Here is a 14,868-nt window from a genome sequence, read left to right on the forward strand (position 1 = left end):
CCGGCGCGCGACCCCCGGGATCAGGGTTCCCGGAGGGCCCGGCACCCCGGAAAACGAAGGTCCGGGCAGCATCGGCGACGAATCACTACACTGAGCCGGTGACCACCCGGGTCCTGCTCGTCGACGACGTCGCGCACATGCGTCTCCTGGTCCGCACGGCTCTCCGTGTGCGGGGCGGTTTCGAGGTCGTCGCCGAAGCCGCCGACGGGGTCGGCGCGGTGGCGCAGGCCGAGAAGCTCGAGCCCGACGTGGTCGTCCTCGACCTCGGGCTCCCCGACCTGGCGGGCCGCGAGGTGCTCACCCGGATCCGCCAGGTCTCGCCGCGCACCAAGGTCGTGATCTTCTCCGGCGCCGAGGCGGCCGCGGAGTCGTTCGAGGACGAGGGGGTCGCGGGTTACGTCCGCAAGGACGAGGCGATCGACTTCCTCGTCGACCTCCTGCAGTCCGTGTCCGAGCCCCAGAAGGTCGAGGCGGAGCTCCAGCTGCCCCGCGAGCTGACGAGCGTCCGGCTCGCCCGCCGCTTCGTCGCCGAGCACCTCGAGGAGTGGGGGATCGAGGAGCTCCTCGACGACGCGCTCCTGGTCACCAGCGAGCTCGCCGCCAACGCGATCACCCACGCCGAGTCGGCGTGCAAGATCCGGATCTCCCGCACCCCGTCGAGCGTGCGCATCGACGTCATCGACGCAGGGTCGGGCACCCCGGAGCCCCAGCCGCCGAGCTCGACCTCCGAGCACGGGCGCGGTCTGCACCTCGTCGACGCGATCACCAGCGCGTGGGGGCTCGACGACATCCCGGGGGACGGCAAGGTCGTGTGGGCCGAGCTGGCCCGGCCGGCCTGAGGGCTCCTGCCTACTCCGAGCCGCCGACCTCCATCGCCACCCCGTCGTACAGCAGGTCGCTGACGCGCTGGTGGTGGTGCTCGAGGTCCTGGACCAGCCGCCCCACCGTCGCCCGCACCGACTCCGCGTCGGCGGAGTCGACCATCGGGTGGATCACCGAGACCTTCGCGAGCAACCGGTTGCGCTCCCGGAGGAGGTGGCCGGCCCGCGCCTCCAGCCAGCCGTCGGGGGCGTCGGCGCGCTCCTCGGAGAGCTCCTGGTAGACCTCCCCGAGCCTGGCGCGGACCAGCTCGCGCCACGACAGGTCGGGTGGCCGACCAGGGGTGACCGGGCGTGACACTGCTGAGTCCAACCGGGCGACGGCCTCTTCGAGACGGTGCATGGGCAGTACCTCCGCTCGCCTGGACTCCCGAGTGTGAGGCCGCTCACGTCAAGAGGCAAGGGCCACGTCCGCTGGTCCGGTCTTCGCACGGGCGTGGGGTTCAATTCGTCCCGTGCCCACCCAATACCGCTTCTCGCCCGCCCTGGTGATCCGCTCCCTCGGGGCGCTGCTGGTCCTGCTCGGGCTGGTCGTCGTGGTCGTCGCGCTGCTCGTCTCTGCCGCCGACCTGCCCCGGGCGCTGCTCAGCGTCACGGTCGTGCTGGCGGTGTCGGTGGTGGTGGCGGCGGCCGTGCTGCTGCGGCGGGTGGTGCCGCTGGTGCGGTTCGACGACGAGGGGTTCCGGGTGCGGTTCCTCCGGGGAGCCGGGGTGAAGCAGGGGCGCTGGCGGGAGGTGGAGGACGCCGTCACCGCCAAGGTCGGCGGCCAGGACTGCGTGGTCCTGAGGCTGCGCGACGGCCGGACCACCACGATCCCCGTCGCCGTCCTCGACACCGACCCCGCGACCTTCGTGGCCGACCTCCGGGCGCGGCTCGACAAGGGCCACGGCTACCGCCGCCTCCGCTGACCGTCTCCCGTGGTTGGTGTTGAGCCGCCCTTCGTGGCGCGCGTGGGTGGTGTTGAGCCGCCCCTCGTGGCGCGCGTGGGTGGTGTCGAGCCGCCCTTCGTGGCGCGCGTGGGTGGTGTTGAGCCGCCCCGCGTGTCCGCCTGCACATGACAACGGCCCGCCGGGAGTACCGACGGGCCGTGCGTCCGGAGCGGAGGTGGCGGGATTTGAACCCGCGAGAGGGTTTTGCCCTCAACCCGCTTAGCAGGCGGGCGCCATAGACCGGACTAGGCGACACCTCCAGACGAGCGAGGACAGGCTACCCGGCGGGGCGGAGCCGCGGCCAATCGCACCCCGCTGGGCACCGGCGAGCCCGTCGTACGGCGCACGCGGTCCGGGCCGACGTGCACCTCGGCCGCGCGAGTGCTCCGGGGAGCCGGTCCGGAGAGGAGCTGCACGTCCGAGTGGCCCTGCGGCCATCCGTCCACCCGCTCGGTGCGCCACGAGGGGCGGCTCAACACCAACCACGCGCGCCACGAGGGGCGGCTCAACGCTTCAGCTCGGTCCACGGGCCGGCCTCGAGCTCGCCGAGCGGGGTGAGCCGCACCCACTGGATCCCGACCGGTCGGCCGTCGCGGTAGGTCACCAGCGAGATGGTCGCCTCCCGCCGCGGCTTGCTGCCGAGCGCGACCGCGTACGCAGCCCCGCCGGTGGTCCCGGTCGTGTAGGTCCAGCCGACCTCGCCGCCCTCGCCCTCGACCCGGAGCGGTCCCTGGACCTCGTGCAGGTGCCCGGCCACGACGAGGTCGACGCAGCCGCGCTCGAGGGCCGGGCCGCCCAGGTTCCGGTCGTGGACCAGCAACGTCGTGACGCGCTCGGACGACTCGCAGGCGATGTCCGCGAGCCGCTCGGCCACGTCGCCGAACGAGAGCCCGGTCTCGTCGCGCCAGTTGCCGAGCCCGCTGCTGCGCGGGTCGTCGAGGCCGAGCAGCCGGATCCCGTCGGGCCCCTCGACGACCTCGCCGTCGAGCCGGGTGAACCCGAGCCGCTCGGCCTGCTCGGGGACGTACGCGCCGTGGTCGTGGTTGCCGGCCACGAAGTAGCGGTGCTCGAAGTCGGCGAACGCCTCGTCGAGCGACTCCAGGCTGAAGGCCTCCCACGACGAGCCGGTGGAGGTGTCGTCGCCGGCGGACATCAGGAAGGTGGCGCCGGCGGCGTCCGCGACGGCCCGGGCGACCGGATCCATCCCGATGTTGTCGTGGCGGTCGGAGACCAGGACCCCGACCGTCTCGTCCTCGGACGGCTCGCGCAGCGGGAGCGACTCGGCGGCCGCCGCGGCCTCGGCGTAGAAGGCGGAGCTCTTGCGGTAGCTGTCGAGCGCCGACGCGACCAGCCGCTCGGTCCCCTGGGTCAGCAGCCCGGCGTCGACCTGGAGGTCGCGCGCCTGCGCGGGGATGGGTACGTCGGGCAGCGCCTCGGCCACCGGGCGCCACCGGGTGTCGGTGAGCCGGTCGGCCTCGTCGTCCCACGGGCGGGTCGCCACGGCGGTCAGCCCGGTGACGGCCAGCGCGCCGGTGACGCCGATCGCGGTCAGCGCGCGCCGGGAGCGGGCGAGCTCACGCCGGCGACGGGGGCCGACCAGCACCCAGGTCGCCGGTACGGCGAGCCCGGCCAGCGCACCGGTGAGCGCGGCGGCAAGCGCCATCTCGACCAGCGCCCCCCGGACCTTGGCGATCTGGCTCTCGGGTTGGGAGGCGAGGAACGCGTAGCGGTCGACGAGCTCCTCGTAGGAACCCAGCGACGTGCGCCCCAGCGCGATGTCCGCCCCGATCCGGCTGCCGCTCGGGTAGCGGAGGCTCGGCAGCACCGGCCCCAGGTCGACCGTGGCCCACCCGTCGAAGGTGGGCCGGATCTGCGCCTCGTGGCCGGCGAGCACCGTCGTCCGGCTGCTGCGGTCGAAGGTCAGCGCGCCGACGGGGACGGCGACGGCCACCCAGCCGAGCAGCAGCACGCCGGCGACCGCCAGCCGCCGCACCCGCGGGTTCGGCCACCGGGGCCACCAGCGCGGGGACGGCTCGGGCTCGGGCACGCCCCCAGGGTAGGGAGGCGCTCCCGGTCAGGCGGCGACGCGGGTGCGGGTGCCCCGCGACTGCCGGGACCACGCCCAGTCGGAGCCGAGCGCCCGGTAGGGGCGCTGCGGGTCGACGCCGGCGCGGCGGAAGGTGTCGCGGACCTGGTCGACGATCTTGCCGTGCGGGAGCGTCCGGTTCGCCAGCACGGTCCCGGCGATCAGGCTGCACCGGTGCTGGCCGAAGGGGCGGCCGTCGGCAGGGTTCTGGGCGAGTGCGGCACCGCGACCGAGCCGCAGGGTGAGCGCCGGCACGGTGGTCGCGAGGAACGGGCGGATGTCGTTCAGCATCGCCTCGACAGGGTCGTGCAGCGCGTCGAGCGCGTCCGCCGGCAGGTAGAGCACGGTCGAGTCCGGGCTCGGGACCGTCTGGCCGAGCGCCCGCGAGGTGAGCAGCCACGGCTGGTCCCACCGCTGGGCGTGCGCGGTCACGGCGGCGACGGTGTGCAGCGCGGTGTGCGGCGCGCAGGCGAGGAAGAGGCGGACCAGGTCGCTGCCGCGGCACTCGCGGTCGTCGGTCCAGTGCTCGCCCCAGGTGCGCCAGGGCGGGGTGGCCGGCAGGGAGCGCGCCGACCGGTCGGAGGCGGTGGCCTGGGCCGGGACCGTGGTCTCGGGCCCCCGGCCGAGGTACCACCGCTGGTAGAGGAATCGGGTCAGCGGGCCCGGCTCCTCGAGGTGGGCCCCCGCGACGGCGCGGCGGGCCAGCAGCACGGCTCGGTCGATCTCCTGGTGGTAGCTCATGCCTCCTCAGGAGCGGGCCGGGTGCCGGTTGATACAGGACCGAAGAAGTTTTTCGAAGGACGTATCACCGCTCGCCCCGGCGGCTCCTCCACCACGTGCCGACAGGCAAGGGGTACGTCCGGCGGCTCGACCTCCGTGGGGGTGAGGTCGAGCCGCCGGTGGTGCCCCCAGGGGCCCCCGGACGGGTGCCGGGAGCCCCTGACGGCACGGCAGGGCCGGCAATAGCCTTGCGGACGCCGGTAGTGCTCGGGCACTCGCGGAGACCAGGACGGACCAGGACTCGGAAGGAAGCGGGGCAGAGGGGCTGATGGTGGGACCAGCGGAGGGCAACGGCGGACGACGGGGTGGAGCCGCGCGTCGCGCGCGAGCGAGGAGGTATCCCGGCGACCACTCCTCGCGGTACTTGAACGTCCGGGTCCTCGACCCGGTCACCGCCTACCAGCTGACCGGCCAGGGGGCCGTCCGGCCGACCGCACACCTCGCCGACACCTTGCTGGTGCGGGGCTCGTCGGGGCGGGTCACGACCGCGCTCGACGAGGTCGCGGCCGCGGCGGGGTTCCGGCTGCAGTGGGACGAGCGCGGCGAGCGTGAGCGCGCGCTGCTCGACGAGGCGCCCCTGGACGACGCGCAGCGTGCGGAGCTCGCGGCGGTCTGGGTGCGCTGCGCCCGGCTGGTGCCGTCCGACGAGCACAGCGGCGCCTTCAAGCCGATCGACACCTGGCGGCTGCTGCAGGACTACCGCGCGCGGATCGGCGGCCCCGGCGCGGAGGGGTACTACGACGTCGCCCTCGACCACCCCGCCATCGCCGACCCGGTCACCTCCGGCCACCCGGTCACGTCCGGCCACCCGGTCACGTCCGGCCACCCGGTCACGTCCGGCCACCCGGTGACGTCGGGTCACCCCGTCACCTCTGGCCACCCCGTCACCTCTGGCCACCCCGTGACGTCGGGCCACCCCGTCACGTCGGGTCACCCGGTCACGTCCGGTCACCCGGTCACGTCCGGCCACCCGGTCGTCACCAACCCCGGCGTGCTGATGTACGGCCAGGCCGGGTACGGCGGACGCCAGCCCGTCGCCTGGCTCGGCCGCCCGCCCGTCCCGTCGTACGACCTGACGAAGCTGGCGCGGCCGGTCGTCGCCGTCCTCGACACCGGCATCGGCGAGCACGACTGGCTGACCGACGAGTTCGTCCGCCGCGACGTGCAGGTGATGGGCATGCGCATCGGGATCGACCCGGCCACCGTCGCCGCAGAGCTGCACGGCACCAGCGACCCGCTCCTCGACGAGCTCGACCCGGACGCCGGCCACGGCACGTTCATCGCCGGGCTCGTCCGGCAGGCGTGCCCCGAGGCGCTGCTCCTCGACGTGCCGACGTACGGCAACGACGGGCAGGTCTCGGAGTTCGAGCTGCTGCGCTGCCTCCAGCTGCTGGCGCTGCGCCAGGTGCTCGGCCGCAACGGCGACCCCGACCACCTGCCGGTCGACGTCGTCTGCCTCTCGCTCGGCTACTACCACGAGGAGCCGGAGGACGCCGCGACCGATGCGCTGCTGCGCGGTCCGCTCAAGCTCCTCGGGCAGTACGGCGCCGCGGTGGTGGTCTCGGCGGGCAACGACGCCACCTCGCGGCCGATGTACCCCGCCGCCTTCGCCACCTGCGAGGACGGGCTGGTGGAGGAGCGGGACGGCCGGCCGTGCGTCGAGCTGTGCTGCGTCGGCGCGCTCAACCCGGAGGGCACGATCGCGCTGTTCAGCAACGACGGGCCGTGGGTGAAGTACCTCCGCCCCGGCGCCTCGCTGGTGAGCACCTTCCCGAAGAACTACGACGCGTCGCTGCAGCCGCGCAACCTGGTCCGCAACCACCGCGGCGAGTACCGCGCGGCCCCCGACCCGGACGACTTCTCCTCCGGCTTCGGGGTGTGGAGCGGCACCTCGTTCTCCGCGCCGGTGTTCGCCGGCGAGCTCGCCGCCGCGCTGGCCGAGCGGTGCGCCGAGGGGTACCGCCCGGCCGACAACGCGGAGGCGGTCGCGACCTTGCAGGCGCTCGTCGACGCGATGCCGACCGGCCGCGACAGCGCCGAGGAGCCGTCGTGATGCGCGCGGTCGGCCCGCAGCAGGGCGACACGCTGGTCGACCGGGCGAGCGAGGCGTTCGACCGCTACCAGCGCGGCGAGCGCTCGGCGTTCGACGACCTCGTCGAGGTGGCGACGCCGCTGATGTGGCGGACCGCGCGCGGCGCGGGGCTCGACCAGGCGACCGCGGAGGACGTCGTGCAGACGGTGTGGATGAGCCTGCTGCGCACGGCGGAGTCGGTGCGGGACCCGCGGACGGTGGTCAAGTGGCTGCTCACCGCGACCAAGCGCGAGTCCTGGAAGGTCGCCCAGCGGGCGCGCCAGGACCGCCAGCGCGCTGCCGGGTTCTTCGGCGTCGACGACGAGGAGATGCTCGACCTGCCGGTGCCGCCGGAGAGCGCGCCGGACGAGATGGTCTTCGCCGACCACCGGCAGCGGGCCCTGTGGGGCCACGTGCAGTCGCTGTCGCCGCGGTGCCGCCAGCTGATCGGCGTCATCGCGTTCGCGGACCGGCCCGACTACTCGTCGCTGGCCGAGTCGCTGGGCATGCCGGTGGGCAGCATCGGGCCGACGCGGGGCAGGTGCCTGGCGAAGCTGCGTGACGAGCTGTCACGCGACCCCCTCTGGGAAGGAATCACGGGATGAACGGGGACGACATGACGCGCGGCGGGACCGGCAGCGGTGGTAGCAACGAGGACCGGCTGGCAGCCGAGCCGCTCGACGACAGCGACGTGTCGGTGCTGCAGGAGGTGGCCGCGCTCTACGAGCAGGTCGACCCCGTGCCGCCGGACCTCGTGGACCGCGTGAAGTTCTCGCTCGCCCTGGACGAGATGTTCTCCGAGGTCGCCCGGATCACCCGGCTCCCCGTGGACGCGATGGCGGTGCGCAGCGAGCCGACCGCAGAGGTACGCACCGAGACGCTCACCTTCTCCACCGACGAGCTGACCGTGATGGTGAGCGTGTCCCGGGGCGGTCGGGCCGGGCTGCGCATCGACGGGTGGGTCGCTCCGGCCGGGGTGACGACGGTGCAGCTGCGGCTCCGCGACGAGACCCGCGAGCTCGTCACCGACGAGTCCGGCCGGTTCGTCCTCGAGGGGCTCCCCGAGGGGTTCGCGCAGATGACGTTCCGCTCGTCGCGGGAGGAGCGCGGTTCGGTCGTGACACCGGTGTTCGAGCTGTAACCTCAGGCGGGTGGCCAGCCCCGCCGTCAGCTTCGAGGCGCTGGAGGCGGAGATCGAGCAGGCGGTCCTCGCGTTCCGGAGCGGCCGCCCGGCCCAGTCGGTCCGACGGCTGCGTGCGGTGCGCCGGCGCGCCGAGCGGTGGGTCGCCCTCGATCCCTCCCGCGCGCGGGCGATCCAGGCCCGGACGCTGATGAGCGAGTCGGCGCCGACCTTCGAGATCGCCGGCGACCTCGACGAGGCCCTCGCACTCCTGGCGCAGGCCGAGGAGACCGCGCTCGCCGTCGCCGCCCGTGAGGCGTCCGGCGACCCGCCGGCCCTGGTGCCGATGGTCCGAGGCCAGCGGGCGCTGATGCTGCTCCGGGCGGGCCGGACCGCCGAGGCGTTGGCGGCGTTCGACGAGGCGGTGGCCACCCTCGACCAGGCGCCGCTGGTCGACCGGGCGATCATCCTGCTCAACCGCGGGGCGCTCCACCTCGAGCTCGCCGACATCGACGCCGCGCGCGCCGACCTCGAGGCCTCGGCGGAGCACGCCGCCGCCGCGAAGGACCGGATGCAGCAGGCGATGGCGTCGCACAACCTCGGCTACGTCGCCTTCCTCGACGGCCGCCTCCCGCGCGCGCTGGCCGACCTCGAGGTCGCCGCGGGCGCCTACCCCCTCGGTCCGCACCCGACGATGCTGCTCGACCGGGCCCGGGTGCTGCGGGAGGCCGGGCTGGTCACCGAGGCCGACGAGCTGCTCGAGCAGGCCGCCGCGGTCACCGCCGAGCACCGGCTGGTGCAGGACCTCGCCGAGATCGAGCTGGTGCGGGCCGAGTGCGCCCTGGTCCGCAACGACGCAGCCCGCGCTCGCGGGTTCGCCGCCTCGGCACGGCGCCGGTTCGGCCGCCGCGGCAACGTCCGCTGGCTGCGCCGGGCCCAGCTCCTCGAGCTCCGGTGCGAGCGGCTCGCCGCCGACGACCGGAGCCCCCGTGCCCGGCGTACGGCGTTGCTGGCGACCGCCGAGCGCGCCACCGCGCTGGCCGAGGCCTGCCGTGCCGAGGGGCGCCGCGACCTGGCCCGCAACGCGGGGCTGCTCGCCGAGGAGTGCCGGATGCTGGCCGGGGACCCGCCGGCCGACCGGCTGCCGACCGTGCGCGCGACCGACCCGCTGACGACACGGATGCAGACCCGGGAGGTCCGCGCGCTGGCGGCCCGGTGTCGCGGCGACCTCCCGGCCGCGGCACGGGAGGTGCGTCGGGGGCTGACCGAGCTCGGCGGCTACCAGCACTCGTTCGGCTCGCTCGACCTGCGCACCGCCAGCGCCGTCCACGGGGCCGGCCTCTCCCGGATCGGGCTCGACGTCGCGCTGGCCAGCGGCTCGCCCGCGCGCGTGCTGCACCTGGTGGAGCAGTACCGCGCCGTCTCCACCCGGCTCCCTCCGGTCGGGCCGCCCGGCGACGAGCGGACCGCCCGGCTGCTCACCGAGCTGCGCCGGGCCGAGGAGGAGGCGCGCGGGCTCGAGGGCGACGCCGAGGGCGAGGACCGGCTGGCCGCGCTGCGCGCGGAGGCCTCGCGGCTGCAGGGGGAGATCCGCTCCCGGGCGTGGGAGCTCGAGGCGGAGCACGGCTCGGTCGACGAGGCGCCGCGGTGCGTCCGGGTCCGGGAGGCGGCGGCCGCCTCGGGCTCCGCCTTCGCGACGTACGCGCGGCACGACGGCCGGTGGGTCGCGGTGTCGGTGCGCGGGTCGAAGGTCGAGCTCCACGACCTCGCGCCGGTCGGCGACGTGAGCGGGCTGGTGACCCGGGTCCGTGCCGACCTCGACGCGCTCGCCCTGCCGCACCTGCCGCCGCCGATGCTCGCGGCGGTCCGGGGGAGCCTGGACGCGGGGCTCGCCCGGCTCGACACGCTGCTGGTCGCGCCCTTGCGCGCGCAGGGCCGGCCGCTGGTCGTCTCCTGCGGCGGCGACCTGGTGATGCTGCCCTGGGGGCTGCTGCCGAGCCGGGTGGGCACCTCGACGGTGGTCACGCCGAGCGCGTCCTTCTGGCTCGCCGGGCTCGACACGCCCGGGCGGCCCGCGGATCCGCGGGTGGTGGCGGTGGCCGGCCCGGACCTACGGCTCGCCGCCGACGAGGCCGTCGAGGTCGCCGGCACCTGGAAGGGCGGCCGCGCGCTGACCGGTGCCGAGGCGACCACCGCCGAGGCGCACGCCGCGCTGCTCGGCGCCGACCTGGTGCACGTCGCCGCGCACGGCCGGCACCGCCCGGACAACCCGCTGTTCAGCTCGGTGCGGATGGCCGACGGCGACCTCTACGCCTACGAGGTCGACCCCACCGCGGCGGGCGGTCGGACCGCGGGGTGCGTGGTGCTCTCGGCGTGCGAGGCGGGGCTGGCGACGGTCCGTCCGGGGGACGAGTCGTTGGGGCTGACGCACGTGCTGCTCCAGCTCGGCACGCGTTCGGTCGTTGCGGGGGTGGCCCGAGTGCGCGACGATGTCTCCGCACGGCTGATGAGGCGGGCGCACCACGCCATGACTCTCGGGGCCGATGCCGCTGCGGCCGTGGCCGACGCACAACACCAGTCTCTTGAAGAAGGGGCCCCAGCGGCGTTCGTGTGCTTCGGTGCAACGTGGTGAGAGGGCGATCCGCCGCCTGAGCCGCGCTCCCTCCTGCCTTTTTGCAGAAACTTGCAATGCAAGGAGCCGCATCGCCGTGAGGTGGCTCGGGGGTGGGCGAAATGCCCACAATGGTGGCGGCCGCTCAGGCCGAACCCCCCGGATCAAGAGGAAACCATGATGAAGAACCACACGGCGAAGAAGCTCTTCGGCGCGCTGCTCGCAGCCGTCACGCTGACCATGGTCACCTCCGTAGCCCCCGCGTCGGCCGCCACGACGATCGGCGACGGGACCACCCTGAAGAGCGACACCAGCGGCTCCACGGCCCAGGTCCAGCGCAAGGACACGGGCTGGGGCAGCTTCTGACCAACTGAACACGGAAGCAGGCTGAGGGATCCCCACCAACCCCCGACCCCGAAGCCGCGCGACCGGGACGGCCCGGCGTTCCCACCCCACCTCGACGCCGCACCCCGAATCACAGGCCCGTCCCGGTCGCCGAGGGGCAGCATCCCCGATGCTGCCCCTCGTTCCGTCTCGTGGCTCGGCGGGGGCTCTCCGCTCTGCTCGGGGAGCGGAGCCCCCGCCGGAAGACTTCTCCTCCGCCCCCGTGACCGGAGCTCCGGTCAGCCGACGGCCCCGCGTCCGGCGTACGGCGGTCGGAGCTGGCCGTCGTGGGACTGGCTCATCGCCCACCCGAGCTGGAACCGGGTCTGCACGCCGTACTCCTCCTTGAGCGCGGCGATGTAGGAGGCGTACGTGCGGGCGCTGACGCCGAGCCGCTTGGCGCTGACCACGTCGCTGTGCCCCTCGACGAGCATCCGCAGCGTCATCGCGCGGACCTCGCCGGCGATGGTCCGCGCCACCGCCTCGCCCTCGACGGTGAACGGCAGCGCCCGCTCCCAGGCGCGCTCGAAGATGTCGACGAGGTAGGCGACCACCGACTTGTCGTGGATCGCGATCGCGACGGCGTGGTTCTCGGTCGCCGGGATGATCGCGGTGTGCCGGTCGAAGACCAGCAACCGCTTGAAGAACTCGTCGGAGGTGCGCACCTCGGCGCCGAGGGCGACGACGTCGGAGACGTACTCCCGGGTGGCCGGGCTCTGCCGTGCGGAGTGCTGGTAGAGCGTGCGCATCGCGATGCCGCGGCGGAGGGCCGCGAGGTCGCGCGGCTCGGCCTGGGCGAGGTCGCTCTTGGGGCGCTTGCCGTAGGGCTGCGCGGTGAGCAGCTCGGTGCGGCAGTCGTTGAGCTGGGTGTCGATGAACCGGTTGATGTTCTCGACGCCGTGCACCTCGGTGAGGGTGCGCTGGAGGTTCAACGACGAGCCGCGGTAGACCTTGCCGAGCCGGCTGAAGGTGTCGTTCCAGCGCGCCGACTCGGCGAGCAGCTCGCTGCCGCGCTGCGCCATCGGGACGACCAGCTGGTCGGAGGCGGCCGACGGGTCGACGGGGTGCCAGCGGCGGGCGTGGTCGTCGAAGGTGAAGAGCCCGAGCTCGGTGAGGAGCTCGAGGGCGGTGCGGCGGGGGGTGCCGAGAGCGAAGTCGGCGTCGCTCTCGTCGATCCACCCTTGGGAGACGGCCGTCTCGTAGACGTCGGTGCCGATCTCCTCGACGACCTCGTGCTCCGCCCTCCCCGGGGTCCCCGCAAGGGCCCGGGAGAGGGCGGACTGCACGAGCTCCGTCATGTGCCCCATGATGCCCGAGCCGTGGGACCCGGGCGAGGCGAAGTGCTGCAGGTGGGTGTCAGAGGCCGAGGCGGGCCTTGAGCCCGTCCAGCTCGGTCCAGAGGATCGCCGGCAGGTCGTCGCCGAACTTCTCGAACCACTCCTGGATCTGCGGGATCTCGGCCTTCCACTCCTCGACGTCGACCTTGAGGGCCTCCTCGAGCTGCTCCGGCGTCATGTCGAGCCCGTCGGTGTCGAGGGCGTCGACGGTCGGCACGTGGCCGATCGGCGTCTCGACGGCGGCCGCCTGGCCGTCGATGCGCTCCACGACCCACTTGAGGACGCGGCTGTTCTCGCCGAACCCGGGCCAGAGGAAGTCGCCGTCCTCGTCGCGGCGGAACCAGTTGACGTAGAAGATTCGCGGCATCTTCGAGGCGTCGTTGTCCTTGCCCATCGCGATCCAGTGGCTGAAGTAGTCACCGGCGTTGTAGCCGATGAACGGCAGCATCGCCATCGGGTCGCGGCGGACGACACCGACCGCGCCGGTCGCGGCGGCGGTGGTCTCGCTGGAGAGCGTGGCTCCCATGAAGGTGCCGTGGGTCCAGTCGCGGGCCTCGGTCACCAGCGGGATCGTCGTCTTGCGCCGGCCGCCGAAGAGGATCGCGTCGATCGGGACGCCGCGCGGGTCGTCGTACTCCGGGGCGAGGATCGGGCACTGCTTGATCGGCGTGCAGTAGCGGCTGTTCGGGTGGCTGGACGGCTCGTCGGAGTCCGGAGTCCAGGGCTGGCCCTTCCAGCTGGTGGCCTTCGCCGGGGGGTTCTCCAGCCCCTCCCACCAGATGTCGCCGTCCTCGGTCAGCGCGACGTTGGTGAACACCGAGTTGCCCAGGTTGATGGTGCGCATCGCGTTGGGGTTGGTGTGCTCGTTGGTGCCCGGCGCGACGCCGAAGAGGCCGAACTCGGGGTTGACCGCCCACAGCCGGCCGTCCTCGCCGATCCGCATCCAAGCGATGTCGTCGCCGAGGGTCTCGACCTTCCAGCCGGGGATGGTCGGGGCGAGCATGGCGAGGTTCGTCTTGCCGCAGGCGGACGGGAAGGCCGCGGCGACGTACTTCACGACGCCCTGTGGCGAGGTGAGCTTGAGGATCAGCATGTGCTCGGCCATCCAGCCCTCGTCGCGGGCCATCACCGAGGCGATGCGGAGCGCGTAGCACTTCTTGCCGAGCAGCGCGTTGCCGCCGTAGCCGGAGCCGTAGCTCCAGATCGCCCGCTCCTCGGGGAACTGGACGATGTACTTGGTCTCGTTGCAGGGCCAGGGGACGTCCTTCTGGCCCGGCTCGAGCGGTGCGCCGACGGAGTGGAGGGCGGGGACGTAGTCCGCATTGACCTCCTCCATCTTGCGGAGGACCTCGGTGCCCATGCGGGCCATGACGCGCATGCTGACGACGACGTACGCCGAGTCGGTGATCTCCACGCCGAACATCGGCTTGGGGGCGTCGAGGTGGCCCATGACGAAGGGGACGACGTACATGGTCCGACCCCGCATGCAGCCGCGGTACAGGTCGGTCATCGTCGCCTTCATCTCGCGCGGGTCCACCCAGTTGTTGGTGGGGCCGGCGTCGCGCTCGTCGACGGAGCAGATGAAGGTGCGGTCCTCGACCCGGGCCACGTCGGTCGGGTCGGAGGCGGCCCAGAAGGAGTTGGGCTTCTTCTCCGGGTCGAGCCGCACGAAGGTGCCGGACGCGACGAGGGCGTCGGTGAGCTCGGTCCACTCCTCGTCGGAGCCGGTGCACCAGTGGATCCGGTCCGGCTGCGTCAGCTCGGCGACCTCTCGGACCCAGGACAGGATGCCTTCATGGGTGGTGGGTGTGTCGGTCATCTCGGCAGTCATTCCGGCCGTCCCCTTCGCGGTGGTTGTGCGCTCGCCAGACCCGCACCGTTGCGGCCTCCGTGTCCTAGCCGGCGCCAAAAGCGCAGGTCAGTGACGGAGTGCAGTCAAGTTACCTGGGGCGGTGGGGATCGGCCATTTGACCGTTCCAAGGCTGTCCGGCCTTCGTTCCAATTGTGGTCTGCGTCACGTCGAGGGTCGTCCGTCGGCTTCTGGACGACCGCGTGGCTGCTGCTGGCCCGGGCGACCAGCCGGCCCTCCTGGGTCACCTCGGCCGCCACCGACACCGCTCGGCGGCCGCCGCTGAGCACCGTGGCCCGGCAGGTCAGCGGCAAGCCGGCCTTCGCGCCGCGGACGTACTGCACGTGGATGTCGAGGTGGGGCGTGAGGAGCTGCGCCGGCACGCGCGTCCGGGCGGCCAGCCCGGTCGCGTTGTCGAGCAGCGCGCTGAGGTAGCCGCCGTGCACGAAGCCGCCGGCGTTGAGGTGCTCGTCGCCCGGCAGCCCCTCGAGCACGACCTCGCCCTCCTCGACCTGCACGGTGCGGAAGCCGAGCAGCTCGGCGAAGGGGCCGGGGCGGATGTGCTCGAGATCGGTCACGGAGGGAGCGTAGGCGGCTCCGATTTCGTACGTTCGGGACGGACCGCTAGACTTCCCCGTGCCCTGCGCCTCGGTGCGGGGTGGGCGCCCGTAGCTCAACGGATAGAGCATCTGACTACGGATCAGAAGGTTTGGGGTTCGAATCCCTACGGGCGCGCTCGACGAAGCCCGGGTCAGCACGCCGCTGACCTGGGCTTTTCTTGCGTGTCACCACGACCGGTAACAACTCAAGGCTGATCTCGGCG

13 protein-coding genes and 2 tRNA genes are annotated in these 14,868 nt (G+C 73.5%); 8 read left to right on the plus strand and 7 right to left on the minus strand.

Features of this window, described 5'->3' with window-relative positions; genetic code table 11:
• Window positions 1-98 precede the first annotated feature (98 nt).
• Entirely contained in the window at window positions 99-839 is a 741-nt protein-coding gene (locus FIP57_RS10355; RefSeq protein ID WP_238993392.1) for a response regulator, read from the plus strand.
• Window positions 840-849: 10 nt separating this feature from the next.
• Here the strand turns inward: FIP57_RS10355 and FIP57_RS10360 are convergent, their stop codons facing one another.
• Window positions 850-1,221 (minus strand): hypothetical protein, encoded by a 372-nt coding sequence (locus FIP57_RS10360; protein WP_148573428.1) that lies wholly within the window; start codon window positions 1,219-1,221, stop codon window positions 850-852.
• A gap of 112 nt (window positions 1,222-1,333) precedes the next feature.
• On the opposite strand from FIP57_RS10360, the gene FIP57_RS10365 reads away from it, so the two are divergent.
• Window positions 1,334-1,786 (plus strand): hypothetical protein, encoded by a 453-nt coding sequence (locus FIP57_RS10365; RefSeq protein ID WP_148573429.1) that lies wholly within the window; start codon window positions 1,334-1,336, stop codon window positions 1,784-1,786.
• Between the two features lie 191 nt (window positions 1,787-1,977).
• Here FIP57_RS10365 and FIP57_RS10370 read toward each other — a convergent pair.
• From FIP57_RS10370 to FIP57_RS10380, 3 genes are all read right to left on the minus strand, one after another.
• Window positions 1,978-2,067: transfer RNA gene (locus FIP57_RS10370), tRNA-Ser, on the minus strand.
• Window positions 2,068-2,312: 245 nt separating this feature from the next.
• Window positions 2,313-3,854, minus strand: a complete 1,542-nt coding sequence (locus FIP57_RS10375) for a metallophosphoesterase family protein (protein WP_238993393.1) — start codon at window positions 3,852-3,854, stop codon at window positions 2,313-2,315.
• A 27-nt stretch (window positions 3,855-3,881) separates the two neighbouring features.
• A complete protein-coding gene (locus FIP57_RS10380) occupies window positions 3,882-4,634 on the minus strand; it encodes a T3SS effector HopA1 family protein (protein WP_148573430.1) in 753 nt (250 codons plus the stop codon).
• Between the two features lie 403 nt (window positions 4,635-5,037).
• On the opposite strand from FIP57_RS10380, the gene FIP57_RS10385 reads away from it, so the two are divergent.
• From FIP57_RS10385 to FIP57_RS10405, 5 genes are all read left to right on the plus strand, one after another.
• Complete coding sequence (locus FIP57_RS10385) at window positions 5,038-6,726, plus strand: S8/S53 family peptidase (protein ID WP_148573431.1); 1,689 nt, start codon at window positions 5,038-5,040, stop codon at window positions 6,724-6,726.
• Window positions 6,726-7,349 (plus strand): RNA polymerase sigma factor, encoded by a 624-nt coding sequence (locus tag FIP57_RS10390; protein ID WP_148573432.1) that lies wholly within the window; start codon window positions 6,726-6,728, stop codon window positions 7,347-7,349. Before FIP57_RS10385 ends, FIP57_RS10390 begins: the two co-directional genes overlap by 1 nt.
• A complete protein-coding gene (locus tag FIP57_RS10395; RefSeq protein WP_148573433.1) occupies window positions 7,346-7,885 on the plus strand; it encodes a carboxypeptidase regulatory-like domain-containing protein in 540 nt (179 codons plus the stop codon). The genes FIP57_RS10390 and FIP57_RS10395 overlap by 4 nt, the downstream gene beginning before the upstream one ends.
• Before the next feature lie 10 nt (window positions 7,886-7,895).
• On the plus strand, window positions 7,896-10,496 hold the full coding sequence (locus tag FIP57_RS10400; protein ID WP_148573434.1) for a CHAT domain-containing protein: 2,601 nt from the start codon (window positions 7,896-7,898) through the stop codon (window positions 10,494-10,496).
• A 159-nt stretch (window positions 10,497-10,655) separates the two neighbouring features.
• Window positions 10,656-10,841, plus strand: a complete 186-nt coding sequence (locus FIP57_RS10405) for a hypothetical protein (protein ID WP_148573435.1) — start codon at window positions 10,656-10,658, stop codon at window positions 10,839-10,841.
• 257 nt (window positions 10,842-11,098) lie between these two features.
• Here FIP57_RS10405 and FIP57_RS10410 read toward each other — a convergent pair whose 3' ends face one another.
• The 3 genes from FIP57_RS10410 to FIP57_RS10420 form a co-directional block, all read right to left on the minus strand.
• A complete protein-coding gene (locus tag FIP57_RS10410; RefSeq protein WP_148573436.1) occupies window positions 11,099-12,157 on the minus strand; it encodes a LuxR family transcriptional regulator in 1,059 nt (352 codons plus the stop codon).
• 58 nt (window positions 12,158-12,215) lie between these two features.
• The gene (locus FIP57_RS10415) at window positions 12,216-14,015 is read right to left on the minus strand and encodes a phosphoenolpyruvate carboxykinase (GTP) (RefSeq protein WP_238993394.1); all 1,800 of its coding nucleotides are present in this window, start codon (window positions 14,013-14,015) and stop codon (window positions 12,216-12,218) included.
• Between the two features lie 116 nt (window positions 14,016-14,131).
• A complete protein-coding gene (locus FIP57_RS10420) occupies window positions 14,132-14,623 on the minus strand; it encodes a PaaI family thioesterase (protein ID WP_162529752.1) in 492 nt (163 codons plus the stop codon).
• A gap of 84 nt (window positions 14,624-14,707) precedes the next feature.
• Here FIP57_RS10420 and FIP57_RS10425 point away from each other — a divergent pair.
• Window positions 14,708-14,780: transfer RNA gene (locus FIP57_RS10425), tRNA-Arg, on the plus strand.
• Window positions 14,781-14,868: the final 88 nt, after the last annotated feature.

Source organism: Nocardioides caldifontis, assembly GCF_008087345.1.
In the GTDB taxonomy this organism is placed as follows: Bacteria; Actinomycetota; Actinomycetes; order Propionibacteriales; family Nocardioidaceae; genus Marmoricola_A; species Marmoricola_A caldifontis.

Coding starts and splice junctions, on each gene's coding strand:
- FIP57_RS10410 (WP_148573436.1), bottom strand. CDS start 12,157: ATGACGGAGCTCGTGCAGTCCGCCCTCTCCCGGGCCCTTGCGGGGACC.
- FIP57_RS10390 (WP_148573432.1), top strand. CDS start 6,726: ATGCGCGCGGTCGGCCCGCAGCAGGGCGACACGCTGGTCGACCGGGCG.
- FIP57_RS10415 (WP_238993394.1), bottom strand. CDS start 14,015: ATGACCGACACACCCACCACCCATGAAGGCATCCTGTCCTGGGTCCGA.
- FIP57_RS10405 (WP_148573435.1), top strand. CDS start 10,656: ATGAAGAACCACACGGCGAAGAAGCTCTTCGGCGCGCTGCTCGCAGCC.
- FIP57_RS10360 (WP_148573428.1), bottom strand. CDS start 1,221: ATGCACCGTCTCGAAGAGGCCGTCGCCCGGTTGGACTCAGCAGTGTCA.
- FIP57_RS10395 (WP_148573433.1), top strand. CDS start 7,346: ATGAACGGGGACGACATGACGCGCGGCGGGACCGGCAGCGGTGGTAGC.
- FIP57_RS10380 (WP_148573430.1), bottom strand. CDS start 4,634: ATGAGCTACCACCAGGAGATCGACCGAGCCGTGCTGCTGGCCCGCCGC.